Annotated in this window: 25 protein-coding genes; 20 read left to right on the top strand and 5 right to left on the bottom strand. The window is 64.5% G+C overall.

Going from position 1 to position 25000, the window contains the following annotated elements:
• The 5 genes from PJB24_RS06040 (at position 1) to PJB24_RS06020 (ending at position 6575) form a co-directional block, all read left to right on the top strand.
• The gene (locus tag PJB24_RS06040) at positions 1 to 1248 is read left to right on the top strand and encodes a molybdopterin molybdotransferase MoeA (RefSeq protein WP_273843760.1); all 1248 of its coding nucleotides are present in this window, start codon (positions 1 to 3) and stop codon (positions 1246 to 1248) included.
• A gap of 5 nt (positions 1249 to 1253) precedes the next feature.
• Complete coding sequence (locus PJB24_RS06035; RefSeq protein WP_273843758.1) at positions 1254 to 2273, top strand: helix-hairpin-helix domain-containing protein; 1020 nt, start codon at positions 1254 to 1256, stop codon at positions 2271 to 2273.
• Complete coding sequence (locus tag PJB24_RS06030; RefSeq protein ID WP_273843756.1) at positions 2263 to 4035, top strand: DEDD exonuclease domain-containing protein; 1773 nt, start codon at positions 2263 to 2265, stop codon at positions 4033 to 4035. Before PJB24_RS06035 ends, PJB24_RS06030 begins: the two co-directional genes overlap by 11 nt.
• 88 nt (positions 4036 to 4123) lie before the next feature.
• On the top strand, positions 4124 to 4822 hold the full coding sequence (locus tag PJB24_RS06025) for a response regulator transcription factor (RefSeq protein ID WP_273843755.1): 699 nt from the start codon (positions 4124 to 4126) through the stop codon (positions 4820 to 4822).
• Positions 4809 to 6575, top strand: a complete 1767-nt coding sequence (locus PJB24_RS06020) for a sensor histidine kinase (RefSeq protein WP_273843753.1) — start codon at positions 4809 to 4811, stop codon at positions 6573 to 6575. Before PJB24_RS06025 ends, PJB24_RS06020 begins: the two co-directional genes overlap by 14 nt.
• A gap of 130 nt (positions 6576 to 6705) precedes the next feature.
• Here the strand turns inward: PJB24_RS06020 and PJB24_RS06015 are convergent, their stop codons facing one another.
• Together PJB24_RS06015 and PJB24_RS06010 are read right to left on the bottom strand one after the other, a co-directional pair.
• Entirely contained in the window at positions 6706 to 7341 is a 636-nt protein-coding gene (locus tag PJB24_RS06015) for a site-2 protease family protein (protein ID WP_273843751.1), read from the bottom strand.
• Positions 7342 to 7426: 85 nt separating this feature from the next.
• Positions 7427 to 8176 carry a hypothetical protein gene (locus PJB24_RS06010; RefSeq protein WP_273843750.1) on the bottom strand — a complete coding sequence of 250 codons (750 nt, stop codon included), beginning with the start codon at positions 8174 to 8176 and terminating at the stop codon, positions 7427 to 7429.
• 181 nt (positions 8177 to 8357) lie between these two features.
• On the opposite strand from PJB24_RS06010, the gene PJB24_RS06005 reads away from it, so the two are divergent.
• The 7 genes from PJB24_RS06005 (at position 8358) to PJB24_RS05975 (ending at position 16180) form a co-directional block, all read left to right on the top strand.
• Positions 8358 to 9482, top strand: a complete 1125-nt coding sequence (locus tag PJB24_RS06005; protein ID WP_273843747.1) for an AI-2E family transporter — start codon at positions 8358 to 8360, stop codon at positions 9480 to 9482.
• Positions 9483 to 9489: 7 nt separating this feature from the next.
• Positions 9490 to 10116 (top strand): CDP-alcohol phosphatidyltransferase family protein, encoded by a 627-nt coding sequence (locus PJB24_RS06000; RefSeq protein WP_273843745.1) that lies wholly within the window; start codon positions 9490 to 9492, stop codon positions 10114 to 10116.
• A 118-nt stretch (positions 10117 to 10234) separates the two neighbouring features.
• Positions 10235 to 10606, top strand: coding sequence for a hypothetical protein (locus PJB24_RS05995; RefSeq protein WP_273843743.1), 372 nt, complete (start codon positions 10235 to 10237; stop codon positions 10604 to 10606).
• 259 nt (positions 10607 to 10865) lie between these two features.
• Positions 10866 to 12665 carry a C40 family peptidase gene (locus PJB24_RS05990; RefSeq protein ID WP_273843741.1) on the top strand — a complete coding sequence of 600 codons (1800 nt, stop codon included), beginning with the start codon at positions 10866 to 10868 and terminating at the stop codon, positions 12663 to 12665.
• 215 nt (positions 12666 to 12880) lie between these two features.
• Entirely contained in the window at positions 12881 to 13333 is a 453-nt protein-coding gene (locus tag PJB24_RS05985) for an ATP-binding protein (protein ID WP_273843739.1), read from the top strand.
• A gap of 88 nt (positions 13334 to 13421) precedes the next feature.
• Entirely contained in the window at positions 13422 to 14672 is a 1251-nt protein-coding gene (locus PJB24_RS05980; RefSeq protein WP_273843736.1) for a glycosyltransferase, read from the top strand.
• Positions 14673 to 14710: 38 nt separating this feature from the next.
• Complete coding sequence (locus PJB24_RS05975; protein ID WP_273843734.1) at positions 14711 to 16180, top strand: alpha,alpha-trehalose-phosphate synthase (UDP-forming); 1470 nt, start codon at positions 14711 to 14713, stop codon at positions 16178 to 16180.
• On the opposite strand, the gene PJB24_RS05970 is transcribed toward PJB24_RS05975, so the two are convergent.
• Positions 16177 to 16641, bottom strand: a complete 465-nt coding sequence (locus PJB24_RS05970; RefSeq protein ID WP_273843732.1) for an Asp23/Gls24 family envelope stress response protein — start codon at positions 16639 to 16641, stop codon at positions 16177 to 16179. The genes PJB24_RS05975 and PJB24_RS05970 overlap by 4 nt on opposite strands.
• 150 nt (positions 16642 to 16791) lie before the next feature.
• Positions 16792 to 17496: a hypothetical protein gene (locus tag PJB24_RS05965; protein ID WP_273843728.1), complete on the bottom strand. Its 705-nt coding sequence runs from the start codon at positions 17494 to 17496 to the stop codon at positions 16792 to 16794.
• A 180-nt stretch (positions 17497 to 17676) separates the two neighbouring features.
• On the opposite strand from PJB24_RS05965, the gene PJB24_RS05960 reads away from it, so the two are divergent.
• From PJB24_RS05960 to PJB24_RS05925, 8 genes are all read left to right on the top strand, one after another.
• Complete coding sequence (locus tag PJB24_RS05960) at positions 17677 to 18315, top strand: hypothetical protein (RefSeq protein ID WP_273843726.1); 639 nt, start codon at positions 17677 to 17679, stop codon at positions 18313 to 18315.
• A gap of 18 nt (positions 18316 to 18333) precedes the next feature.
• The gene (locus PJB24_RS05955; RefSeq protein ID WP_273843724.1) at positions 18334 to 19686 is read left to right on the top strand and encodes a cytochrome ubiquinol oxidase subunit I; all 1353 of its coding nucleotides are present in this window, start codon (positions 18334 to 18336) and stop codon (positions 19684 to 19686) included.
• Positions 19687 to 19733: 47 nt separating this feature from the next.
• Positions 19734 to 20444: a QcrA and Rieske domain-containing protein gene (locus PJB24_RS05950; protein WP_273843722.1), complete on the top strand. Its 711-nt coding sequence runs from the start codon at positions 19734 to 19736 to the stop codon at positions 20442 to 20444.
• Positions 20445 to 20466: 22 nt separating this feature from the next.
• Positions 20467 to 21234: a cytochrome b gene (locus PJB24_RS05945; RefSeq protein WP_273843720.1), complete on the top strand. Its 768-nt coding sequence runs from the start codon at positions 20467 to 20469 to the stop codon at positions 21232 to 21234.
• Positions 21235 to 21317: 83 nt separating this feature from the next.
• Complete coding sequence (locus tag PJB24_RS05940) at positions 21318 to 21803, top strand: cytochrome b family protein (protein WP_273843718.1); 486 nt, start codon at positions 21318 to 21320, stop codon at positions 21801 to 21803.
• A 3-nt stretch (positions 21804 to 21806) separates the two neighbouring features.
• Complete coding sequence (locus PJB24_RS05935; RefSeq protein WP_273843714.1) at positions 21807 to 23174, top strand: cytochrome ubiquinol oxidase subunit I; 1368 nt, start codon at positions 21807 to 21809, stop codon at positions 23172 to 23174.
• The gene (locus PJB24_RS05930) at positions 23137 to 23289 is read left to right on the top strand and encodes a hypothetical protein (RefSeq protein WP_273843711.1); all 153 of its coding nucleotides are present in this window, start codon (positions 23137 to 23139) and stop codon (positions 23287 to 23289) included. The genes PJB24_RS05935 and PJB24_RS05930 overlap by 38 nt, the downstream gene beginning before the upstream one ends.
• A gap of 108 nt (positions 23290 to 23397) precedes the next feature.
• Positions 23398 to 24045 carry an LON peptidase substrate-binding domain-containing protein gene (locus PJB24_RS05925; protein ID WP_273843709.1) on the top strand — a complete coding sequence of 216 codons (648 nt, stop codon included), beginning with the start codon at positions 23398 to 23400 and terminating at the stop codon, positions 24043 to 24045.
• Between the two features lie 12 nt (positions 24046 to 24057).
• Here PJB24_RS05925 and PJB24_RS05920 read toward each other — a convergent pair whose 3' ends face one another.
• Positions 24058 to 24999, bottom strand: a complete 942-nt coding sequence (locus tag PJB24_RS05920) for a mechanosensitive ion channel family protein (RefSeq protein WP_273843708.1) — start codon at positions 24997 to 24999, stop codon at positions 24058 to 24060.
• Between the last annotated feature and the right edge of the window lies 1 nt (position 25000).

The following is a 25000-nucleotide window of genomic DNA, read 5'->3' as shown; positions in this document are numbered from 1 at the left end:
GTGCAGACTTTCGACAGGCTCCTGGATTACGGAGAGGCCGTGGAGATCATCCTGAAGAACACCCCGCGGTCGTCTGCGGTAGGGGTGCCCCTGTCCGAGGCGCGGGGGCTCGTGCTCGCGGAGGATCTGGTGGCGAAGTTCGACTCTCCGCCTTTTGACAACTCGGCGGTGGACGGCTACGCCCTGAGGAGCCGTGACGCCGGGGCCGGGCGGGTGTTCCGGGTGGTGGACGAGGCCCCGGCGGGCCGCCCGTCGAAGAAAAAAGTCGGGGAGGGGGAGGCGATCAAGATCTTCACCGGCGGCGTCGTCCCCGAGGGGGCGGACGCGGTGGTGATGGTCGAGAACACGAGCGGCTGGGGCGAGGAGTTCGAGCTGAAGAAGCCGGCGCGTCCCGGGCAGAACGTACGCCGGAGCGGCGAGGACGTGCGTGCGGGCGAGGTGATCCTGCGCGCAGGGACCGAGATCGGAGCACCCGAGATAGCGCTCGCCGCGAGCCAGGGGTACGCGGAGCTTCCCGTATTCGGGAGGCCCCGGGTGGTCGTCCTCTCGACCGGGAGCGAGCTCGTCGAGCCGGGTGAGAGGGGGCTCGAGCCGGGGGAGATCTACGACTCCAACTCCTACGCGCTCGTCGCGCAGGCGCAGGAAGCGGGAGCGGTGGCACGCAGGCTGTATGCCGCCTCCGACGATGAGGGTACGCTGCGCTCTGCGGTCGAGGAGGCGCTCTCGGAGGCGGATGTGGTCCTGACCAGCGGCGGCGTGTCGGTGGGGGAGAAGGATCTGGTGAAGGCCGCGATGCGCGACCTCGGCGTCGAGCAGGTCTTCTGGGGGATAAACTTCAAGCCCGGGAAGCCGCTCTTCTTCGGTCGTCGGGAGGGGGTCAGGGTCTTCGGGCTTCCGGGCAACCCGGTGAGCGCGATGGTCTGCTTCGAGGTCTTCGTACGTCCGGCGCTGATGAAGATGGCCGGGCGCAGGGAGGATGCGAGGCGGCCGCGGATAAAGGTGTACTTCGACGAGATGGTGCACAACCGGGTGGGGAGGCTGCACGCGATACGGGTGCGGCTCTTGCGCACCGGGAGGGGCTGGCGCGCCGAGTCCGCCGGGGCGCAGGGCTCCGGGCTCGTCAGCTCGCTCACGAAGGCGGACGCGCTCGCCCTGATCGGTCCCGGGGCCGAGGTGCGGCCCGGGGAAGAGGTCGAGGCGATCGTGCTGCGGGAGGAGGTTCTGCTGGGGCAGGGTGCTAGAATGTAATCCCGATGCTGGGATCGGAACCAGAGGAGAAGATCTTCAGGCTGCGCCTGATGAAGGAGGTTGCGCCGGGCGTGCCGGTGCACTTCTCTTTCTACTCCCCTTCGGTCAAGGTACAGGTGATGCGCGACGCCGAGACGCTTGCCGGCGCCAACGGCCGCTACATCGGCGACGCGGTGACCATAGAGTTCGTCCCCGAGGACTACGCGGCGGTGGAGCGGGTGCGGGAGTTCGTCTGGCGCTGGGAGGAGTACAGCGAGTTCACGGCCGTGCGCAAGATCAACCACCTCCGCCGCGGCGTCTTCCCCGACAGCGTACAGGGGATGCTCGAGCGCGTGAGGGGGGTGGACCGGAGGGCCGCGGCGAAGGCTGCGGAGGCCATAGAGCCGGAAGGGCTGCGCCGGATGATAGACGAGAGCGACGTGAAAGCCCTGGCGCGGCTGCCCGGGATCGGTGAGAAGCGCGCCAGGGCGATCGTCACCTTCTACGAGAACGAGCGCAGCGGACGCGTCTTCCTGTACGCCGCGAACCGCAACGACCGCTTCCGGGGCAGGCCCGTGGTGACCGAGCTCGACCTCGAAGGAGATCTCGAGGAGCAGGTCTTCGAGCACGCGCTGCGGGCGCAGAGGCTCGGTGACCCGGACCCTTTGAGCCCGAACGAGCCGCCGGGGCACACCACCGTGCGGGACGCCAACCTGCTGCATCCCCTGCCGATGACGCCGGCGCTGATGGGGCGAAGCGTCTACCATCCCGAGCAGGTCGAGCTCTTCGCCAGGACCCTCAGGAGGATACTCATCGACGGTGAGAGGCTCGCCGGGGTGGATCAGCTCAGGATCCAGCGCGGCAAGATCTTCCACACCGAGATCCTGCCCGGGGTGGGTATGAAGACCCGGGACAGGGTGCTGGCGAGCGGGCTCCTCGACGATGAATATACTTACGAGAACCTGATGAGCATCCCCGGCATAACCGAGAGGCAGGCGAGAACCATAGCCGAGGCCGCCAAGAGAGCGGAGACGCGTGTCCTCTAACCTCTACGGCTTTCTCCGAAGCCGGGGGGCTGCATCACCCGAGGAGATAGCAAGGGAGTTTCTCGCCATCCCCGACGCCAACGGCGAGGCAAGGGGCCTCGTGGAGCGATTGGTGGCCGGAGATGGCCGGTTCGCGTGGGACGAGCAGGGGATGCTCGGGGTCGTGAACCTCGCTTCCCTCGAGCTGGACGAGGCCGAGTACGTGGTTTTCGACGTGGAGACGACGGGATCCTCGGCGCGCGAGGGTGGGATCACGGAGATAGGAGCGGTCAGGCTGCGGGGCGGGCGCAACGTCGAGGAGTTCGCCTCGCTCGCGAACCCCGGGCATTCCATAGATCCTTTCGTGGTCAGGCTCACCGGGATAACGGACGAGATGGTCCGTGGGGCCCCACCCGCCAGCGAGGTGGCCTCCCGCTTCGAGGGGTTCGCCGAAGGGGCCGTGCTGGTGGGGCACAACGTGCGCTTCGATTGCGCGTTCGTCGAGGCGGCGCTCGGGCGGGCGCTGCAGGCCCCCGCGCTCGACACCCTGAAACTCGCCCGTCTGCTCGTGCCCGGGCTGCGGCGGTACCGGCTCGCCTCGCTCGTCGAGTACTTCGGCATCGGGCCGAACCCCAACCACCGGGCGCTCGCCGATGCTTCGGCGACCGCCAGGGTCTTTCTGAGGCTTCTTCCGCTGCTCGATGAGATGGGGGTGACCACGGTGGGGGAGGCCGCATCTCTGCGGAGAGGGCGGAGGAGGAGCAAGCGGTACATCATCCCGCGGGATCTCCCGCATGCGCCGGGGGTCTACTACTTCGTGGACCGGCGGGGGGAGGTCCTCTACGTCGGGAAGGCCAAGGACCTCAGGAAGCGGGTCGGGAGCTACTTCAGCGGCGGGGACGGCCGACGCAAGGTGGCCCGCCTGGTCGAGGAGGCCGCCGGGGTGCGGTACCGGCGGACGGAGAGTGAGCTCGAGGCGCTGCTGCTCGAGGCGCGGGAGATCCGGCGCCTTCTGCCCCGTTACAACGCGGCCGGCCGTGTTGAGCGGGCGGGGTGGTACGTGAGGCTGGATCTCTCGCAGAGGTACCCGGTGCCGGAGAGGGTCGCCGCACCCGGCGGAGGAGAGGAGATCGTACTCGGTCCCTACGGCAGCGCCGGCATGGTGGATTGCTGCATCGAGGCCCTCGGCAGGATCTTTCCCCTGAGGCGGTGCCCGGGTGAGGGGGATGGTCCCTGCTTCTACGGGCAGATGGGACGCTGCGGGCCGTGTTCGGGGATGGACGAGCAAGAGTATCGCAGGGAGGTGGTCCAGGAGATCGCCGCGCTTTTGCGCGGCCGGGGCGGGGAGGAGAAGCTTGAGGCTCTCCGGCGGGAGCGTGACCGGCTCGCCGCCCGGCTCGAGTTCGAGGGCGCGGCCCGTCTGCGGGACCTCATCCTCGGAATCGAGAGGCTCAGGGCCACCCGGGCCGCGATAGGCGCGGAGGGCGTGTGCGCGGTGCTCTCTGCGGCCTCCGAGTCCGGCTGCGTGGAGGCTTTCACCTTCCGAAGCGGGAGGCTCGCCGGATACCGCACCTTCTGCCTTGGGGAGGAAGAGAAAGTCCGCCGTTTCGCCAGAGGAGTGCTCGGCGGCCGGTGGGTTGAGCCCGTCCGGGGTCCGGACGAGCTGCGGATCGTGGCAGGTTATCTCAGGAGGCGCGTCCCGCTGAAGGTGGTGCGCATCGAGAGGGAAGATGACCTCCTCGACGCCGTCCTGGAGATGCTCTCTGGCGCGTTCAGCGGTTAATGTATCCCCATTAGCATGCTAGAATCGAGGTGCAGGGCACGACGTGCAACCGGCTTGATCCCGTGGCGAGAGAAGAGGCACAGGGAGAGTGGTTCAGAGCGTACAGGGAGTCACCCGTAAGATCCTTCTGGTAGACGACGAGCCCTCCATCCAGAAGATGCTCACCCGCGCGCTCGAGCGCGAGGGTTTCGAGGTGCGCACCGCAGGCGACGGTGAAGAGGCACTCGAGGCCTTCCCGGCCTATCAGCCGCACCTGATCATCCTGGACATCATGCTGCCAAAGCTGGACGGCACCGAGGTGTGCCGCAGGATCCGGGCGCAGAGCGACGTGCCGATCATCATGCTCACCGCGAAGGACGACGAGATAGACCGGGTGGTAGGCCTGGAGCTCGGCGCTGATGACTACGTGACCAAGCCCTTCGCCGTGAGAGAGCTGGTGGCGAGGGTGCGGGCGATCATGCGCCGGGTCTCGGTGCCGGCGGGACAGCGCCAGGACGAGCTGAGCTACGATGGGTTGAAGATAAACATCCCCAGCCGCCGGGTGTCGGTCGAGGGCCGGGAAGTCGATCTCACTTACACCGAGTTCGAGCTCCTCGTCACGCTGGCCTCCAACCCCGGCAGGGTGTTCTCGCGCAGCGCCCTGCTGACCAGGGTCTGGGGGGACGAGTTCCGCGACGAACGTACGGTAGACGTGCACATCCGCCACCTGCGCGAGAAGATCGAACGCGACCCTCGCAACCCGGAGTTCATCCACACCGCGCGGGGCGTCGGGTATGTTTTTCGGTAGGAAACGAGCCCGGAAAAAGGAAGGTGCGCCGCGCCGCAAGGGTGCGGGCTGGCCGCGGGTAGGCATCCGGGCCTGGCTCACGGCACTCTTCGTGCTGGTCGCGGCGTTCGCGGGGGCGACGGCCTACGAGGTCGTCAAGCCCATACTGGCCGAGACGCTCTACCGGGCGAGTCAGGCGAACTTCCAGCAGGTCGGCGAGCAGTTCCAGCGCGAGATCCAGCGCAACCCACACTTCGATTACTCGCGCCTGCAGAACTTCGCGGCGAGCCACGACGTGCAGTGGGGTATCGTGCAGAACGGTAAACAGGTGGCGGGCAACCTCAGCGAAGGCTGGAATCCGACGACGGTCAGGGAGGCCATAAAGACCCGCCGCCCGCAGCAGAGCCCGCCGCACACGATCCAGCTCGGCGTGCGCAAGGGACAGGAAGTCTACACCTACGCGGTCCCGGCCCAGGGTAAGGACAAGGCCATCGTCTTCCTCAAGTTCTACGCGCAGAGCGACATACTAAACGCGGATGCGGCCCTCGGTAACATCCAGCGCCTGGCGATGATAGCCGGCATCCTGGCGCTGGTGATAACCGGGCTCGCGGGCTACATAGCGGCTGACATGATCGCCCGGCGGGTCACCCGGCTCGGGATCGCGGCCGACCGGCTGGCGGCGGGGAACTTCAGCGAACGGATAGAGACTACGCTCAAGGACGAGGTCGGAGATCTTGGGGCGACGTTCAACGCCATGGCATCTTCTCTGGAAGGTGCGTTCCGGCAGGTGGAGCAGGAGAAGGAGCGGAGCAAGGCCATCCTCGACGGGATGACCGACGCGGTCATCGGGGTGGACGCGGACCTCAACGCAACCTTCCTGAACCCACGGGCCCGGGAGCTCCTGGAGTCCTCCGGCCGGGAGTTCCACTCCCGACTGCAGGAGATACTCGCAGAGAGTCGGGAGAGAGGCCCGATAACCTCCGAGGTGGAGGCGAAGGGAAAGGTGATCGAGGTGCGCGCCGCGCCGCTGGACGACGGCGCGCTCGCGATCATGCGCGACATCACAGAGCAACGCCAGGTGGAGCGGGCCAAGGCAGAGTTCATAGCCAACGCCTCCCACGAGCTGAAGACGCCCATCTTCGCCCTCTCCGGCTACCTGGAGATGCTCGAGGACGAGGAGGACGAAGAGGTCAGGCAGGCCTTCCTCAAGGACATGCGCTCCCAGACCGAACGCCTGCAGAACCTGGCCCGTACGCTCCTGGACCTCAGCCGCATAGACTCCGGGGCCCTGACCTTCCGCACGGAGGAGGTTGATCTCGAGGAAATCCTCTACGAGCTGCGCCGGGACTTCTCCTATGCCGGACGCGAGATAAACGTGGAGGTGGAGGAGGGAATGCCCCCGGTGGAGACGGACCCCACCCAGCTCCACCGTACGCTCGCCATACTCGTGGACAACGCCATAAAGTACTCCGAAGGAAACTCTCCGGTCGAACTCGCGCTCAAACGTGAAGACGGGCACGCCGTCATCAGCGTCAAAGACTACGGCTGCGGCATCCCAGAATCCGAACAGCAACACATCTTCGACCGCTTCTACCGCGCCCAGGGCTCCTCCCGGGCCGACGGTACCGGCCTCGGCCTCGCCCTCGCCCGTGAGATCATCGACCATCTCGGCGGTGAGATCACAGTACGGAGCAGGCCGGAACAGGGAAGCACCTTCTCGGTCTCCTTGCCCATGCAGGACCGGGTCGAGAGTAAAGAGCGTAAAGTATCTTAACGCAATCTTAACTTGCCCCGAGTGTTATGATCGGCGCTCAGTGGGTAAAATACGGATGGGGCAGCTTCCCGGGCCGTAGATCCCCCCCTCCCTGCGGTGCCGGGGAGTGCCCCGTTTCTCTTCTCTCCTCTCAGTAGAACAAGGAAGGCAGGCCGAAGGCGTGTAGTATCGGCTGGCTGAAGCTGAGTATGTAGCTGAAGACTGAGAGCGAGGGCAGGAGCCAGGGCAGGAGAAAGAGGGCGAGCAGTATGAGGGGGCCGTACTGGTTCATGAAAGCCACGAAGCCGTCCAGCGAGCGAGGCAGGAAAGGGAAGACCACCCTGGACCCGTCCAGAGGGGGGATGGGGATGAGGTTGAAGACGAACAGGAGCGCATTGACGAACGCCACCGAGACGACTATGAGGGCTACGTAGCCGCCCTGAAGTTGGGGCAGGCGGAAGAGCAGGGCGCAGATCGCCACGATGAGCAGGTTCGAGAGGGGGCCGGCTGCGGCCACGGCGACCGGGCCGAGAATACCGCCGCGCATCTTGGACGGGGTGATGGGGGTGGGTCTGCCCCAGCCGAAACCCGCTATGAGCAACATGACGCTGCCTAGCGGGTCCAGATGTGAGACCGGGTTGAGCGTGACCCTCCCCTGGCGGTAGGCCGTGTCGTCTCCGAGCGCCATCGCACTCCAGGCGTGGGCCGCCTCGTGCAGCGTGATGCCCACGACGAAGCCCAGGAGTACCGCTATGGCGGCCGCGGGGTTCTGGGAGAAGAGGCTCACGAACATGGCCTCTAATGATACACGCAGGTCAGCTCAGGGGCGTCGCACGTTACGTCTCGAAGCCCTGGACTTTCCTGGCTTCCGGCTAGTCCAGCCTGTAGACCGAGACCGTCACGTGATCCCCAGGCCCTTTCGTGTAGGAGGAGAGCTGGTTTTTCATGACGGATGAGGAGTCTGCCACGGTACCCAGACGTGTCCTGCCGGCCTCGACCGGGCTGTCCACCCCGACGCCGTTTTTTATCCTCCCCAGCATTGCAACGGCGACCCGTTCCTGCGGAGAGCCGTCGGGCTGTATCTCTATGACGCTAGCCCCCTCCAGAAGTGGGTCGGGCCGCACGGCGGTTATGGTCCCGGAGACCGGAGCGTAGACCGGAGCTCCGGCCTTCGCCCCCACGTCGAGGGCGCCGGTCTCCGGACCCTGACGTCCCGCGGATGCCATCAGAAAGTAGCCCACCGGGCTGCCGGCCTCGCCCGAGAGGATGGTGATCAGCGGGTTGCCCGAGAGGTTCCGGCCGCGGGGGGAGAGTGGGACGAGCCCGTTACCGGCTGGATGGTATCCCAGACCCTCTATCTGCCGGGGGCGTATGGGTGTGGAGATATCGAGTCCGCCGGCCCGGGCGAGGATCAGGGTGGGAGAGGCTTCCTTCAGGGAGGCCGCCCTACCGTGCCCGGCCCCCAGAATCACCGCCGTCACAAGCGCCGCGACGAGCGCGAGAAGGCCGGCTGCCGTCATCCTGCGGCGCCAGAAGACCGAAGACTTCCGGTGGCGTTTCTTGCGCCGGGGTGGGTCCGCGGCTGTGCGCTCCTCCTCATACTTCTTCGGACGGGTGAGCACCCGAAGTTCGGGCCTTCCTTCAACAACACCTTCAACAACATGTTGTGTTCTGTGCATCCGCATCCTCCCCATGCTGGCGGCCGATTATACAGATGGGCCGCGGGGCTGTAAACTTGCTAGGCGGGGTTTCCCGAGGCAGGGTGCTCCCCGCGCTGCTGTCTTCCTGTATCCTGGAGAGCTGGTGTCGGAGAAGAAACTGCTTGTATCCCAATATCTGCAGTACGTACTGCTCGCTGCCGCGCTCGTGGTGCTGGTGGCCCTGGTGCGTCAGATAAGCGGGGTGCTCCTCACCTTTCTGATGGCTATGGTGCTCACCTACGCGCTAAACCCTCTCGTGCGTGGGATGGAGAGAAGGGGTATGCCGCGTCTGGTCTCGGTTCTGACGGTCTACCTGGCGCTGGTCTTCGCAGCAGCCGCCGCGCTGCTCGTGGTGATAGTGCCGGCCATAAGGCAGGTGCAGGCGCTCTTCGAGAACCCGCGGGTGATCGTCGAGCAGGCCACCTCGTTTCTGTCCTGGATCCGGCATCTGCCATATATCGGGGAGCGGGTGGCGCTGGTTGACCGGGACTCGGTGGTTCGCCTGGTAAGGGACAACCTGCCGCCCGCGGGGACGATCCTCAAAGGAGCGCTGGGGTTTATCGGGGGCGTGTTCGGGATCTTCGGTGCGGTGTTGAACCTGTTCCTGATGCTCATCGTGTCGATCTACCTGGCGCTTGATCGGGAGCGGGTGGTGGGGGCGGCCCTCGGGATGATTCCGGAGACAGTGCGAGAGCAGACGGTCGGGCTGTTCCACGCGGTTGAGGACTCTCTCGCCCGTTACCTGAGGGCGCAGATTCTGCTGTGCTTGTTGATGGGCACGATAGGGTGGGCCATAGTCTTTTTTACCGGCGGCGACTACGCGTTGCTCATAGGGGCTTGGGTGGGATTCACAGAGCTCATCCCCGTCCTCGGGGCTTTTCTGGGAGCGGTGCCGGCCGTCGTCCTCGCCCTGCTCGACGGGCCGATAAAGGCGCTCGTGGTCGCGCTGCTCTTCCTGCTCGCGCAGCAGCTCGAGGGTAATTTGCTGGTCCCGAAGATCATGGGCAGCTCGGTGGGGGTACACCCACTCTGGGTCATGTTCGCCATGCTATCCGCCACGGCGCTCTACGGTGTTGCCGGTGCTCTGTTCGCCGTGCCGGTGGTGGCCATAGTGGCCGCCACCGCGAGGTATCTTCGGGGTACACTGGTCTTCGAGCCATGGAGCATCGCCCCGGTCGTGCCTGTCTCGGGTGAGGCCGGAGAGAGCCTGGAAGAGAAGGAGAGGTAGATAACACGTGAGCCTGCCACGTCGTGAGCCGCGCCGGCCGGTGTCTTTCAAGGAATCCCTGCGCCAGTTTTTCCTGGGGCCTCTGATCCGCCTCCTCTCCTCGCTCCAGGTGCGTCCGGACACGCTCACCGTCGTGGGTTGGATACTCTCGCTGGTCGCCGCCCTGCTGTTCGGCGATGGGCGCACGAGGGTGGCGGGGGCGGTCATGCTGGCCGCAGGTCTGTTCGACGCGCTTGACGGTGCGGTTGCCCGGCAGTCCAACCGCAGCAGTCCCTTCGGGGCCTTCCTCGACTCGACGCTCGACCGCTTCTCGGAGTCGGCGGTCTTCGTCGGGATCATGTTCTTCTACGCGAGCTTCTCCCGGCCGGTGGAGGTCCTGCTGACGGGGCTGGCGATGACCTTCTCTCTGCTCACCTCGTACACCAGGGCCCGCGCCGAGGGCCTCGGGTACGAGTGCCAGGTCGGGCTGCTCGAGAGAGCGGGCAGGGTCGTGCTCCTCTCGGGCTGCGCCATCCTGGGCATCCTCAACGTCGGCGTGTGGGCCGTGGCGCTCGGCGCCCTCATAACCTCTTTCCAGCGGATACTCTACGTGCGCCGTGTCTCACTCGAAGAGAGAAAAGACCCCTCCGCCTGAAAGCGAAAGGGCGGATTACGAGGCCAAGCTCCTCGCGGAGAGCTCATGCCTGGATGAAATCGCCGACAGGCAGGGTCTCCTCCGGCTTTCGGGAGATCCCACGTCCGGAGTCCTCCTCGTGGTGGAGCCGAATGCCGGCCCCCGGGCCCTCAAGGCCCTCTCCCTGAGCCTCGATGCCGTCGGCCTGCGGGACGCCTCGGTGTGCTTCTTCTCCGGAGAGGCTCTCATCCTCTGCATACTCTCCCTCCAGCCCCGGATGCTCGTCGCCGTTGGCGACACGCCGGGACGCGAGATAGACTCGATCCACCACCCCCTCGCCCGTAATTCCTTCTCGGAGGCCATCCCGGGAACCTGCTTCCCCTGGACCCCATCTATCGCCGGTCTGGTCCTGCCCTCCATAACCGCCGCCCTTGAGGACCCCGACGCCAAACGCCGCTTCTGGAGCGCCTTTCGGCGGCTGCGCTATCTCCCGGATGCTCGCAAAGATTAAAAATTGTTAAAAAATGTATCAGGAGGGAAACAACATCATCTGGGGTAGAGGTATGGTCCGGGCAAGACAGGTTGCGTTTTGGCGTGTGTTTCGCAGGGACGGCGCGCGATCCGGGCGTTGCGGGGCCGGGCGGCGCTAATTTAAAGTTGTTACGCGGAGGGGGAACCTTTGGTTATCCCCTGAGGTCTGGTCACGGAGGGCCGGAGAAGCAGGTTGTAGATCAAGGGAGGGTGCCTGGATCATGCCTCGGAGGGGGAGCTTGGTTTTAGCGACGGTTCTGGCTGCGGCCGGTTTGTTCGCGGGAGTAAACCCTGCCTGGGCCTCTCCCGCCGGGTTGAAGGGGGAGCGGGCCGGTATAGATGCGGTGCAGCAGAGGCTCGATCAGCTTGGACGGAAGTCTGCGGCGGCGTACGAGGCCTACAACAATGCCCTGTACCGGCTCAACCGCCTGGATGTCAGGCTGGACAGGACCGACCGGTCGCTGAAGCGAGCGCGGAGGGAGCTCGAGTCCTCCCGTGAGGTCCTGAGGGAGCAGGCCGCCCGGGTCTACAGGAGTGGAAACGTTGGGTTTGTCGACGTGCTCGTCGGAACCCGCACCTTTTCGGAGTTCGCCTCCCGGCTGAACATGCTGGTCAACGCGTTTATCCAGCAACGGGAGAGCTACGAGAAGATGCGCGCGGCAGAGAAGGCGCTGGTCTCGAAAAAGACCGCGCTCGAGGAGCAACGTCGGCGGCAGAGCGCCGTCCTTAGGGAGGCCGAGGCGAGACGAGAGCAGGCTGAACGGCTGCGCAGGGAGACCGCTGCCTACCTCAACTCCCTCAACGCCCGTATCTCCCGGCAGATAGAGACGCGTCAGGAGCGCCAGGCGTCCCTCGCGCGGAAGCAGGCCGAAGCCGCCCGACGGACCCTGCGCCATGCCTCTCCGGCGCCCGTGGTCGCCGCCAGCCCGGTCCCCTTGAGCAGGGTGCGGGCCACCTCGGCCGGGGAGGCGGCGAAGGTGGAGAGGCAAAAGGCCGAAGAGGCGGCACGCCGGGCCGTGGTGCTGCAACGAGCCGCGCAGAAGGCTGCCGAGAAAAAGGTGGACGTGCGCAGGGTGATAGGGCGTACAGACGGTCCCGGTGCAGACTCCTCCCCACCGGGAGGCAGGCTGGGCGAGAGCCGTCTCGTGCAGGAGCGTGAGGCGGCCCGGGCGGTGCTCGAGGCGAGGCTCGCCGCCGTCCGGAAGGCGCGCATGGAGGCCCGGATTGCGGCGCGCAGGGCGGCCATCCAGCAGGCGGCGGCCGAGCGGGCAGCGGCCGAGCGGGCTGCAGCGGAGCGGGCCGCTGCCAGGCGTCGGGCCGCAGAAGAGGCTGTTGCGGAGGCGGCGGCGAAAGAGAGCAATTATGCAGCCTCCACCGCTCCGGTCTCCTCCGCGGCTTCCCCGGGCGAATCCTCCACGGCTTCCCCGGGCGAAGGTACGGCTTACACTTCCAGCGCGGACTCCTCCGGCAGGACTTCATCGCCTCCGCCAAGCCCGGATCCGGCGGCCCATACCTCTACGAGTCTCGCCTCTTCTCCTGTGACCTCGGGCGAAGCTTCCTCCCCGCCCCCGGGCTCGACGGTCTCTTCCTCCGGAGACGTGGCGTCGAGCGGGAGCGCTTCCCACGGGTCTTCCCAGTCCTCCGAAGCATACTCTTCGGCCCCGTCCGGGGGGCGGGCTGACTCCAGCTCCGGATATGCGGTCGTCCAGGAGGCCAGGACGTGGCTCGGGGTCCCCTACGTCTGGGGGGGAGCCTCGCGGCAGGGGGTGGACTGCTCGGGGCTCACGATGGAGGTCTACGCCCACTTCGGCATCTACCTGCCGCACTCTGCGGCCGGGCAGTACTCCTACGGCACGCCGGTCTCCAGCCCCGGTCCCGGAGACCTCGTCTTCATGAACTTCGACGGCGGAGGCGAGATAACCCACGTCGGTATAGTGGTCGGGGACGGGCAGATGATCGACGCTCCCTATCCGGGGACGGTGGTCCGGTATGATCCCATCTATTCCCAGTACACGGTGGGCTACCGGCACCTGCTCTAGAGCGGCACGCACCGGGTGGAAGGGGGGAGGGGTGTACTCCCCCCTTGTTTTGTGGGGTTTTGCTGGGGGTCCGGTTTCCGGGGAGGATATTTTCCCTCGCGGGCTGGTTAACTGTGGGGGGCAGATGGGTAAAGATACGCCAGCAAGCATAAAGTTCGCCGAACTTTTTACGGGAACGACCGTCACGACCGAGACACTGGAGGCTCGAAGAGCGGATGAACCGGGAGACCACGAGGTCCGAGAGCAGGGCCGGGAGGGGATTCTCTGAGCCCGTCTCGCTCAAGCTTCCGAGTCACCCGGAATATATCCTGCTCGCCCGGCTGGTCGTTGCGCGGATCGGTCAGCTCGCAGGGTTCGGCCCCGAGGACGTCTACGATCTCAAGCTGGCCGTCACCGAGGCGGCGACCAACGTCATCAGGCACGCTTCGGTCGACTCTTTCGAGATAGAGTATTTCGCCCGTCCGGGGTTCGTCGAGATTACGGTCATGGACGAGGGGGGAGGGTTCGACGTCGAGGATCTCACGCGTTCTCCGGATGGCGAGGGAGGGTTCGGGCTGGCGGTCATCCGCGGGCTCGTCGACGAGGTGATCCTCAACTCCACCCCCGAAGGGACGCGGCTGAAGATGATCCGACGCCTGCAGGAGGAGGGTGGCAGGAGGGACCGCTAGTTTACCCCGCGCTACTTGCTTATTGCGCAGGGAACAATAAACTACGCTGCGTGAGTCGGTTGCCATCTTCCGTCGCTGAGAGGGTACGGTGCTGCAGCGCGTAAACCCCGGGAACAAGGCGCTCGCGGACTACCGCAGCATAGTCCGCCGCGAGCTCTACGAGGAGATACAAGAGCTCCGCTTGCGGCTTGAGGGCCGGCGCGTGCTGCACATCAACGCGACCAGCTTCGGCGGCGGGGTCGCGGAGATCCTCTACACCCTCGTCCCGCTCACCCGCGACGCGGGGCTCGAGGTAGAGTGGGGAGTGATGTTTGGGGCCGAGCCCTTCTTCAACGTCACGAAGGGCTTCCACAACGCTCTGCAGGGGGCCGACTACGAGCTCTCCGTCGAGGATAGGGCGATATACGAGGAATACAACCGGCAGTCGGCGCGGGCGCTGGTGGAGGCCGGAGAGGAGTGGGACATAATCTTCGTGCACGATCCGCAGCCCCTCCTCATAAGGCACTTCTCACAGGGACTCTCCGAGCGGACTCGCTGGATCTGGCGCTGCCACATAGACTCCTCCACGCCCAACCGGGCCGTGCTCGATTACCTCTCGCCCTACATAAAGGATTACGACGCGCAGGTCTACACGATGCGGGATTACACCCCGCCGGACCTCGAGCTGCCGAACCTCGCGATCGTGCCACCGGCCATAGACCCGCTCTCCCCCAAGAACATGGCGCTCTCGGCCGACGACGCGAGCTACATCGTCAGTCAGTTCGGGGTGGATGCCGAGAGGCCGTTCCTGCTCCAGGTCTCGCGCTTCGATCCCTGGAAGGACCCTCTGGGCGTCATAGACGTCTACCGGCTGGTCAAGGAGGAGATCCCGGAGATACAGCTCGTTCTGGTCGGTTCGATGGCTCACGACGACCCCGAGGGGTGGGAGTACTGGTACAAGACGACGAGCTACGCCGCCGGAGACGAGGACATCTTCCTCTTCTCCAACCTCACCAACGTCGGGGCCATCGAGGTGAACGCCTTCCAGTCGCTGGCCGACGTCGTGATCCAGAAATCCATCCGGGAGGGGTTCGGCCTGGTCGTCACCGAGGCGCTCTGGAAGGGAAGGCCGGTGGTCGCGAGCCGGGTCGGGGGGATCCCGATGCAGCTCGAAGGGGGAGGGGGCATCCTCATAGACACCGTGCCGGAGGCCGCCGCCGCCTGCGTCAAGCTGTTGCGGGACCCGGAGTTCGCCTACACGATGGGCCGGAGGGGCAAGGAGCACGTGCGGGCGAACTTCCTGATACCGCGTCTGCTGCGCGACGATCTCCGGCTCTTCGCTAAACTACTGGGGGTGTAGAGAAGAGGGAGTCCCGGCAGCGCTTTCGAGGGGGTGAGATGCCCGGCGGTCGTTTCGTCATAGTGTCCAACAGGGGGCCATTCACGTTCTCCCGCGACGAGTCCGGCAAGAGGACGTATAGCAGAGGAGCGGGGGGGCTCGTGACCGCCCTCACCGCCGTGGCGCGTCGCAGCGAGGGCTCCGTCTGGCTCGCCTCGGCCACGACCCCGGAGGACGTCGAGGTGGCCCGCCGGGGAGAGGTGCTCGAGGTCGAGGAGCTGCGGGTGAGGCTCGTCGAGCACGACGAGGGCGCTTACGACATGATGTACAACCGGATAGCCAACCCGTTGCTCTGGTTCGTGCAGCATGGGCTCTACGATCTCCCCTACCATCCCCAGCTCGGGGAGGGGACCAGAGCCGCCTGGGAGGAGGGGTACCTGGCGGTGAACCGTAACTTCGCCGAAGCCGCCGCCGAGCTCGCGCGCCGCGAGAAGGCCGACGCCGTGCTGCTGCACGACTACCAGCTTTACATGACCCCTCTCTTCCTGCGCGAACGCCTCGGCGAAGATGGTTTCGTCTCCCTCTTCGTGCACATCCCGTGGCCCGGGCCCGAGGAGTGGCGCGTACTTCCCCGCTACATGAGAGAGGGGATTCTGGAGAGCCTGCTGCAGACGAACGTTCTGGCCTTCCACACCGCGCGCTACGCCCGCAACTTCCTGGATACGGTCGCAGACGTGCTCGGCGCCAGGGTGGACCGGGACGAGAGTATGGTGCTCCATGAGGACAGACGCGTGTGGGTGCGACACTATCCTATCTCCATAGACCCGGCGGAGTTCGAGGAGCTCTCGCGCAGCGAGGCCGTCCTCGAGCAGGAGGAGTTCGTGAAGAGGCTGCCCGGCAGGCTCGTTCTGCGGGTCGACAGAATGGATTTGTCGAAGAACATCGTGCGTGGATTTCTGGCCTACGGGCGCATGCTGGAGCGCCATCCCGAGATGCGCGGCGAAGTTACCTTCCTCGCCCTGCTCCAACCCTCCCGCGGTGGGGTGCCGGAGTACGCGGCCTACGCCAGGGCCATAGAGGAAAGTGCGGAGGAGGTCAACCGGAGGTGGGGTGGTGGAGGTTGGCGCCCCATAGAGCTCTCCATGCAGGATAACTTCCCTCGCTCGGTCGCCGCCTACAAGAACTACGACGTGCTGCTCGTCAACGCCGTGCGCGACGGGATGAACCTGGTCGCCAAGGAGGCGAGCGTGGCGAACCAGAAAGATGGTATCCTGATCCTGTCCGAGACCGCCGGGGCCCACGAGGAGCTCGGAGAGTACGCCCTTAGCGTCAACCCCTTCGATATCGACGAGCAGGCCGAGGCACTTTACCGGGCGCTGACCATGCCCGAGACGGAACGGCGTGAGAGGGCCCGCCTGTTGAGGCGGGCCGTCGAAAAGAACACCATCGAGGACTGGGTTACTGCACAGATGGGCGACATGCAGGCCTGCCTCCCTGAGGATGAGGCGGGCAGAGAGAGCCCGCCCTAGCCGCCCTGCTCCTCCCGCTGGGTCTCTCCGTTCTCCTCCTCCTGCGGGAAGAAGATGTTGCCAACAGTTATGTTGACTTCCGTGACCCTCAGGCCGACGAGGTTCTCGATGCGGTTTATGACGTTGCGGCGTACGGCCTCGGTGAGCTGCGGGATCGACTTGCCGTATTCGGTAGACATCACAAGGTCTATCGCAGCCTCCTCTTGACCGACCTCGACGGAGACCCCCTGCGTCTGACTCCCGCCGGTGATGCTGCCGATGAAGCCGCCGACGGCCTGTGAGGTGGCGCCACCCATCCGGATGCCATCCACCTCCTGTGCCGCGATGCCCGCGACCTTAGCCACGACGGTCTCGGATATGCTCGTCCCCCCGCGCTCGCCCTGCAGCGGGCTGGGGCGCGCCGCGTGGTCCGCCTGTTGGGCCGGACCCTGCGCCGTCCTCTTGGTTTCCTGCTCACTCACTGATGGCTCCTTTCTCTGCAGCCTGGCCGGTATTCCTGCGAGCGCCACCAGAGATCCCGGGTGGAACTCAAGAGACGCATCCCGGAATCTCCCGGGCGCGAGTACGCCTGTCAGGGGTTTCCTACCCCTATTGCGACTCTGGGAAACCGTTCAGTGCCGGACGAGCGGTGTGTTGCGACGCCAGAGCAGCCAGACCACCGAGAGGGCCCATACGGCGAAGATGATGGAGTAGGTGGGGAAGATCCTGCGGTAGTAGGCGGGTGTCTCGCCGGTCTCCACCACTGGGATGCTACGGTCGCGTGGTAGGTGGGCCTGCTCGAGCGCAGCCTGGGTCGTGCTCGGGAAGATGACGCTGCCCACCGTGGAGAGCTTGCCCTTCCAGACCCGCGTCCCGCGCTCGCTGACGTCCGGGACGCCCTGGGCCAGCGTCCCCGGTGCTCCTTTGCTGGTCTGGATCAGGAGGTGGTTGCCGGTCTCTTTGAGCCTGAAGTAGAAATAGGAGACCTCGTAGCGCGAAGAGACCGCTATCTTCGAAGCCGGGGTGCCATAGGTCTTGAAGTGGCTGCCGTAGTCCGGGGTGCCACGGACCGCCACGTAGTCGCCCGGGTGTACGTTTTGTGGCAGGTGCCCCGAGCGCAGCTCCCTGGCCGTCAGTACCTTCGGCTCCTTGTGCAGCCCGTAGATGAAGTTGGAGACGACGAGCGAGGCGGAGAGGGTGAGCACCAGCACGAAGAACAGCCGTGAGAGCAGCGAGTAGTTGCGTTTCATCCAGGGCCACAGCCCGCGTTTGCCAGGTCCCTTCCCTTCCGGGTGGCCCGTCTCGCCCCACCCGATGTCTTCTCTTCGAGTCTCCATCAGACACATTCTAAACGAGCCTGGCTTGGTAGGCGGGGGTACCAGGGAGGAGATCGCCAGGAGGTGTGAAAAATTTACTTCTCCGGTGTCCGTCGGGGGTGGTTCGCGAGGGGTGAGCAATGATAAGCTGGTTCCGCTAGAATCGCGCCACAAGCGGGGCTCGAAGTTGGAGGTATGAGTTTGGAGAAGGGGCAGGAGGCACCCAAGCCCGAACCCGAATACACGGTCGTGGGCGTCATAGATGATGGGGAGCCGCTCAACCGGGCCATCAAGGAGATAAGAGACCTTGGGGTGGAGCGCGACGACCTCACGGTAATCCTCAAGCGCAAGAACCCCGATGAGCCCGAACCTTTTCCTCCCGGCACCCGCTATATCGTGGTGCCCGACGACCGGCGGGGTCTGGAGGTGCCGATCGGGTTCTCGATAGTGTTCGTGCTGATCGGGATCTTCTTCGCCCTCATAACACCTCCCATAGGTGTCCCGGCTCTGGTCTTCTTCATCTCGCTCGCGGCTATACTCATCGCAGCCTCCTCCCTGCGTGTCGGTGTGGCCCCCATACTCACCGACATGGAACCTCCGCGCGAGGAGGCTGACATCTGGGGCGAGCAGTTCGAGTTGGGCAAGGTGCTCGTTTTCGCCAGCACCAAGCAGAGGCGTCTCATCCGGCCCATAAGGGAGGCGCTTCAGTCGGCAGGCGCCACCTACTACATAGTGGACCGCAGGCTCGAGCCGAGGGCGATACCGCAGGCTGTGATGCGACGGGCGGGTGAGCGGCGCCTGCGGAGTGAATCTGTTGCGGACCGCTCCGGGAGCGTTTAGAGAGGAAGGGTTGATCCTGTGGGTGCGTTGATCTTCTCGGGTTTGCACGCGACTCTCGCTCAGGTGGACGTCTATCAGGGGATAAAGTTCTCCCCCCGGGCCTTTACGGCGATCGTGATCCTCATACACATATTCTTCGCGGAGCTCTTCGTCGGCTTCGCGATAGCTTCGCCGGTTCTGCAGGCTTGGGGCGCCCGGACCGGAAGCGCGAGGATGGACAAGCTCGCCCACTCGATGATCCGGTTCAACGTACTCACGTTCAGCACTGGGGCGACCTTCGCGGTACTCTTCGTCGTGCTCCTGGTGGGGTTCTACCCGCAGGTCACGGCCTCGCTCTTCACGCATTTCTTCTACTTCTTTCCGGTGATCGCCATGATCGCGATGGTCGCCTCGCTTTGGGCGATGTACTCCTACTACTACAAGTGGGACCGCTACAGCGTCCTGAACAAGAGGCGGCACATCGCGCTCGGCTTCCTCTCCGGTTTTGCCATCTGGGTGTGGATGGTCATACTCAGCGGCGTGGACACGTTCATGGTTGACGGAGGAGGACCGAACGGCAGGCTCACGAGCGGCAACATCGCAAGCATAGGTTCGGCCTTCAAGGGGATATTCAACCCGATGCTCACGGAGATGGTCCTGCACCGCACCGTTGCGAACCTCTCCTGGCCGGCCTTTGCCCTGGCGGCCTGGGCTGCCTTCAGGTACATGCGCTCGAAGAGCGCAGAGGACAAAGCCTTCTACGACTGGGCCTCTTCGCTCGGGCTGACTTGGGGCGTGGGCTTTCTGCTGCTGCAGCCGTTCGTCGGTTTCGGGCTCGCCTACGCCATGAAGGGGGCTCAGCCGGCGAACCCGGTCAGCTCGCAGAACCCCGGCTCCTTCGACCGCCTGGTGGGGGAAGGGCCGCAGGCGGGTAGCTTCACCTCGCACCTGCTGTACTTCAACCTGATCCTGGTGGTGGCGCTCTTCGTGCTCTCGAACCTGGGGATGTACCTCGGGGCCGTGCGACATCCCGACCGGGGAGGACAGGTGGCCATAAGGGCATTCGGTCTCGTCGCCACGATAGCGGGCCTCTACTCGATCGCCCCGCCCGCGATGTTCCCGGTCTTCTGGGTGCGCTACATCGCGATGGCGGTGATGGCCGTGGCGACCTTCGGGGCGTTCGTCGCCTACGTGCGCGGCAGGTTGCGCTTCCGTTACGGTAGCCCCGGCGTCTGGTACCGGATCACGATAATGGCGCTCGGGGTGATCGCTGCGACCACGGCCCTGAGCATGGGCCTCATGAAGTCCAACTCCCGGGATCCATACACGGTATATAATCAGCCGGGGTATACGGTGAACGGGGGTCCGCCGCCGACCAACTTCGGCAGGTAGCCTGAAACGCATCGGAGCAGAGGGTACCGGAGAAAGGACGTCAGAGGTTGGCAGAGCTACAGAAAGATCCCATCACCCGCAGCGACTTCCTGGGCTTCGGAGCCATGGGTGTGGTAATCGGTGCGATACTAACCATACCGCCGGCTGCCTACCTGCTCCAGCCCGTCATTCAGGCAGACTTCGAGGGCAAGACCGATGTCTCCCAGAGGTGGATCAAGCTGGGGTCCATAGAGGAGATCCCGCACGATACCACCCCGAAGCTATACAAGGTTTCCTTCCCGATCTCCCAGATCTACGGCAGCGACAAGATCCAGAAGGAGAGCGGGGTCGGCAACACCCGCTGGGACGTGGAGAACGCCGTCTACGTCTCATGGAAAGCCCCGATAATCCAGAACGTACCTACGGGCGTGGGACCCGACAAGATAGGCAAGAGCCAGCCGCCGGGATTCGTCCTCCACGGGCTCAAAAAGCCACTCTCCCAGGAACAGATAAAGGAGGCCGAGCAGAAGCTCAACGTCATGAGCAGCTCCTGCGCCCACCTGGGCTGTCCGGTGCGCTGGATTAAGGACCAGCAGGCTTTTCTGTGCCCGTGCCACGGGGGGCTCTACGACATAAACGGTAACTGGATGGGCGGTCCACCGCCGCGGGGCCTCTACCACATGGAGCACAGGGTCGACCAGGATGGTGTGCTCTATGTGCGGCACAAGTACGTGAACGTCGGCGGCAAGAACGGCTTCCAGCGTCCGTTCGTGGCCTAGAGAGGAAGCGGGAGGAGCTTCGATGGGCAGGATAAGAACCCAGACTTCCGAACTCGGAAGGTCGCTGGTGGACTGGATGGAGGATCGCACCGGCATCGTAACGATGCTGGAGCACTTCCTGTACGAGCCGGTCCCGAAGAGGGGAGCGTGGCTCTACACGCTGGGGAGCGCGACCCTATTCCTCATAACGCTGCAGTTTCTCACCGGGATCCTGCTGCTGTTCTATTACGTGCCCACCACGGACCACGCCTGGAACTCGATCTACTACATAATGAACGACGTCTACTTCGGGAAGCTCATCCGTGGCATCCACTACTGGTCGGCAAACTTCCTGATGGCCGTCATCGGGCTTCACATGGCGCGCACGTTCTTCTCCGGCTCCTACAAGGCGCCGAGGGAGATGAACTGGGTGGTCGGTGTGGTCCTGCTGCTCCTCACCGTCGGGCTGGCGTTCACCGGTTACCTCCTCCGGTGGGACCAGGACGGCTTCTGGGCGTCGGTCGTCGGGATGAAGATCGGGTCCTACACGCCCTTCATCGGACCTTGGGTGATCCACTTCCTCCTTGGCGGGGACGTGGTGGGGCCGGCTACCCTCTCACGGTTCTTCGCCATCCACGTGTGGCTCTTGCCGGCTCTCCTGGCTCCCTTCATCGGAATACATCTCTTTCTCCTGCGGCGTCACGGTGAATTCGGCGCAGAGTTCGAGTACACAAACCGTCTGACCAAGCTGCGCGAGAACCGCCAGGCCGAGGAGTACAGCCGCTATGAGCTCGAAGAGGAGGAGGAGTGAGAGTTCTTACTTTACGGGTCGTCGTTTTGCCGCATAATGGCTGGTAGATCGGGTCGGAAGGCGAGAGGAGAGGGTTTTAGGCCATGGAAGTAGCGCCAGGAAAATCCAGGCCCGTAGAGGAAGAGGTAATAACCGAGGATAACGTCTACGATCGTCCGGACGAGACGATGGCGTTCTTCCCCGGGCAGGTGCTCCGGGATGGCTACGTCTCGACGGTGCTTCTGATCGCCATCTGTGTCCTCTCGTACGTTTCGCCGGCGCCGCTGACTCATCCGGCGAACCTGGCCACGCACACGTACGTGCCCCGGCCGGAGTGGTTCTTCTTCTTCTACGAGCAGATGCTGATGTTCTTCCCCGGATACGCCCTCATCTCGTTCGGGGCCGTCATCGTGCCGCTGCTGTTTGTCATACTGCTCTTCGCTCTGCCCTGGCTCGACCGGACGCCCAGCTACAGCCTGACCAGGCGCCCGTTCGCTATAGTGGTCGGATTCCTCATAATCGCGACGATAGTTCTGAACATGCTCCTCGGGATCAGCCGGGTCATGAACTTCCCCGGCGCAGGAGGTTGATAGATGCCGATAGGTGATCTCAACGTACCGGTAATCGGTAAGAACGTCGTTATTGGCGCGCTCGTGCAGACGCACGTGCTCATAGCGACGTTCATTCTCGGGTCGGCGCTCATTGCCCCCACCGCCGAGTACCTGGGCATGATCACCAAGCAGAAGCGCTACGAGCGCTTCGCACGCAACCTCGCCCGCTTCATCGTGCTGCTCTTCGCGTCGGGAGGGGCGCTCGCGATAGCGTTCGTGCTCGCGCTCATCACGCTCTTCCCGGTGTTCTTCTCCTATCTGCAGAACATCTTCTTCTGGGTGTTCATCTTCGAGGCGTTCCTGTTCCTCGGGGTCATAATCGTCATCTACGCCTGGTACAACACCTGGGACAAGCTCGCCTACCGCAAGACGGTCCACATAGTCTTCGGCATCGTGGCGGGCGGTATAGGGCTCATCCAGATGACGATGATCGACGTGGTGGCGTCCTACATGCTCACGCCTTCGGAGGCTCCGATACAGGACGTGGCGCGCACCTACCTCGACCCGACGTTCATCCCGCTCAACATGCACCGCTTCATCGGGAACTTCTCCTACGTCGGGTTTTTGATCGCCGGCTGGGCTGGCTGGCGCTATCTCAAGAGCACCAAACAGGAGGACCGGGAATACTACGACTGGATGGGTCACTGGGGCCTTCTGTGGGGCTTCGGCTTCATGTTGCTGCAGCCGGTGATCGGCTACGGTTATCTCAAGGCCATCCGCGAGGCTTCCCCGAAGGCCTTCGACGTGATGATGCTCGGCAACGAGGCCTGGCACTTCAACGTGCTGATGATCCTGCTCGCGATACTCGGGATAGCGTCGGTCTCGTACTTCGTGCATAAACTGCGCTTCGCGGTGAAGCCTATGGAGACGACCCGCAAGATCACGATAGGCGCCCTGGGCTTCACGGCGCTGTTCTCAATTCTGAACGTTATACCGTTCACCGGGAACATAGCGCCACAGGTGGGACTCGTCTTCGGCAACTCTCAGATACCGCTCGGGGCTATGTATCCGTGGAAGTTCATCGGCCTCATCGGTCTGATGCTCGTCGGACTCGTTGCGGTGGGGCTCTACCTGAAAGCCTCGGCGACCGGGTTCCACTGGGGCAGGGCGAGCCGGTGGAGCCAGTACATGCTGATCGTCTGCGCGGTCACCATAGTGCTGACGATGATAGACATGGGATCCACACGCGAGTCGGCCCGCCGGCTGGACAACAACCCCGGCTACCTGATCAACGGCTGTATCACGCTCGAGCAGAAGCTTACGCCCAAGACCTGCCCGGCGGGTAGCAGCCTCGTGAAGGGGGTGAAGAACAATGGAGGTAGCGCCGTTCCTGGCTCTTCTGGCAAGTAAGCCCACTGAACCCCTGACTGGGGGGCCGCTGAACCTGTTCATCGGATTCTTCCTGGTGCTGTGTATCTTCAGCGGGAGCCTGCTCTTCACCTACTGGATCAGCAAGAACGAGTAAGGATCGGGGTGGTTCGCGGGGGCCACACGCCTCGGCCGAGGCGTGTGGCCCCCGGCGTTTACCGAGTGGGGTAGAATCCCTTTCGACGAGACCGGAAAGGAGTGCGTGGTGGCTGAGGACATACCTCTTTTCCCGCTCAACGTCGTGCTCATGCCCGGAGCCCCGCTGCCGCTGCACATCTTCGAAGAGCGCTACAAGCAGATGATCGGGGAGTGTCTGGAGGAGGACAGAGAGTTCGGGATGGTGCTCTCCGACGAGTCCGGGACGCGCGAGGTGGGTTGCACCGCGCGGATCGTCGAGGTACTGGAGCGTTTCGAGGACGGGCGGATGAACATCCTCGTCGAGGGATCGCGGCGTTTCAGGCTCAACAACATCCTCACCGGGAAGCCCTACTACGTGGGGGAGATCGAGTATATCGAGGAAGAGCCGGAGAGGGACGAGGAGATCGAATCGCTCGCCCGCGAATGCGTCTCGCTGCTCGAGCGCGTCGTGAAAGCCGCCACGGGTGGATCGGTCGGGATAGAGATAGAGCCACCCTACCAGAACCTCTCCTTCGCCATCGCCGGGCGCATAGACTTCGAGGCCGAGGTACGCCAGCAGATCCTTGAGCTTCCCACCGAGAAAGAGCGGCTGGAGAGGCTTGAGGGACTACTGAGGCGTGCTGCCGAGAGGATGGAGCGTGAGCGCGAGAACCAGCAAAAGGCCGAGAGGAATGGCTACCTGCATAAGGACTGGGACCGTCCCTCCGGGAGGTAACGGAGGATGGCTTCAGGGCTGTCCGCTCCTGGGTATGAGGTGTCTTATCCGGCCCAGGCTCGCGCTGTCTACGTCGTAGACCAGTGGATCGGAGAGCAGGGCATCCTCGCCGGCCGCGGCCTTTATGCGCTCGACGAGCCCCTCTCGGACTATCCATTCCGTTGAGGGCAGCACGCCGGCGCGTATTCTCAGGCGTACCATGCCATCCCGATCCTCGCGGCTCACGAGGCGGGGTGGGATCACGTAGAGACCGGCGCTCTCACTGAGCGAGTCGAGCACCCTGGCGGCTGCCCCGGCGTCTCTGAGCAGGACTTCGACGATGAAGCGCTGCTGGCCCGAGACGTAGTTGGTGACGCCGAGGATTGAGCCGTTCGGGATGAAAACCTCTTCACCGGAGGGGGTCCTGAGCTTGGTGGTCCTCAGCCCGAACTCCTCGACCAGGCCCGAGATTTTCGTCGGCTCCAGCCGGACGAAGTCGCCCACACCATATTGCCCTTCGAAGAGGATGAAGAAGCCTGCGATTATGTCCCGGAGGAAACTCTGGGCCCCGAAGCCTATGATTGCAGCCAGCACCGAAGCCCCGGCGACTGCCGGGAGCGTCTGGCGCAGGAAGATGCTCAGGATGATGAGCGCGACGGTCCCGAAGACGCTGTAGCGCAGGATGTTGCGCGCGAGCGTGATGGCGGTATCCTGCCGCTTTATCCTCGCCAGGCCTGCCTCGTCCAGTGCTTCTTCCTCGCTGGGCCGCCCCAGCCGGAAGAGGCGTGGGATGAGCCCCGAGGCGAGCCTGTAGAAGAGGGCGGCGAGCACGATTAGCGCGACCGCCGAGATCACGTTCCCGACGAACTCGGAGCTCTTCAGGTAGTCGAGCAGATTCTCTGCCAGCCCTCCGGCCCCCTGGAGGCGGCGGGTGGCCGCGTCCCCGAGCGCGGTGGAGGTCTGGGCCTGGAACATA

Origin of the sequence: Rubrobacter calidifluminis (assembly GCF_028617075.1) — a bacterium.
Taxonomy (GTDB): Bacteria; Actinomycetota; Rubrobacteria; order Rubrobacterales; family Rubrobacteraceae; genus Rubrobacter_E; species Rubrobacter_E calidifluminis.
Note: the sequence above shows the minus strand (reverse complement) of the source record. Positions and strands in the feature narration are given on the sequence as shown.

What these genes read in the sequence shown, in the direction of transcription:
- PJB24_RS06035 (WP_273843758.1), top strand. Translation starts at nt 1,254, where the DNA reads ATGCTGGGATCGGAACCAGAGGAGAAGATCTTCAGGCTGCGCCTGATG.
- PJB24_RS06020 (WP_273843753.1), top strand. Translation starts at nt 4,809, where the DNA reads ATGTTTTTCGGTAGGAAACGAGCCCGGAAAAAGGAAGGTGCGCCGCGC.
- PJB24_RS05985 (WP_273843739.1), top strand. Translation starts at nt 12,881, where the DNA reads ATGAACCGGGAGACCACGAGGTCCGAGAGCAGGGCCGGGAGGGGATTC.
- PJB24_RS05975 (WP_273843734.1), top strand. Translation starts at nt 14,711, where the DNA reads ATGCCCGGCGGTCGTTTCGTCATAGTGTCCAACAGGGGGCCATTCACG.
- PJB24_RS05965 (WP_273843728.1), bottom strand. Translation starts at nt 17,496, where the DNA reads ATGGAGACTCGAAGAGAAGACATCGGGTGGGGCGAGACGGGCCACCCG.
- PJB24_RS05945 (WP_273843720.1), top strand. Translation starts at nt 20,467, where the DNA reads ATGGGCAGGATAAGAACCCAGACTTCCGAACTCGGAAGGTCGCTGGTG.
- PJB24_RS05940 (WP_273843718.1), top strand. Translation starts at nt 21,318, where the DNA reads ATGGAAGTAGCGCCAGGAAAATCCAGGCCCGTAGAGGAAGAGGTAATA.
- PJB24_RS05935 (WP_273843714.1), top strand. Translation starts at nt 21,807, where the DNA reads ATGCCGATAGGTGATCTCAACGTACCGGTAATCGGTAAGAACGTCGTT.
- PJB24_RS05930 (WP_273843711.1), top strand. Translation starts at nt 23,137, where the DNA reads ATGGAGGTAGCGCCGTTCCTGGCTCTTCTGGCAAGTAAGCCCACTGAA.
- PJB24_RS05920 (WP_273843708.1), bottom strand. Translation starts at nt 24,999, where the DNA reads ATGTTCCAGGCCCAGACCTCCACCGCGCTCGGGGACGCGGCCACCCGC.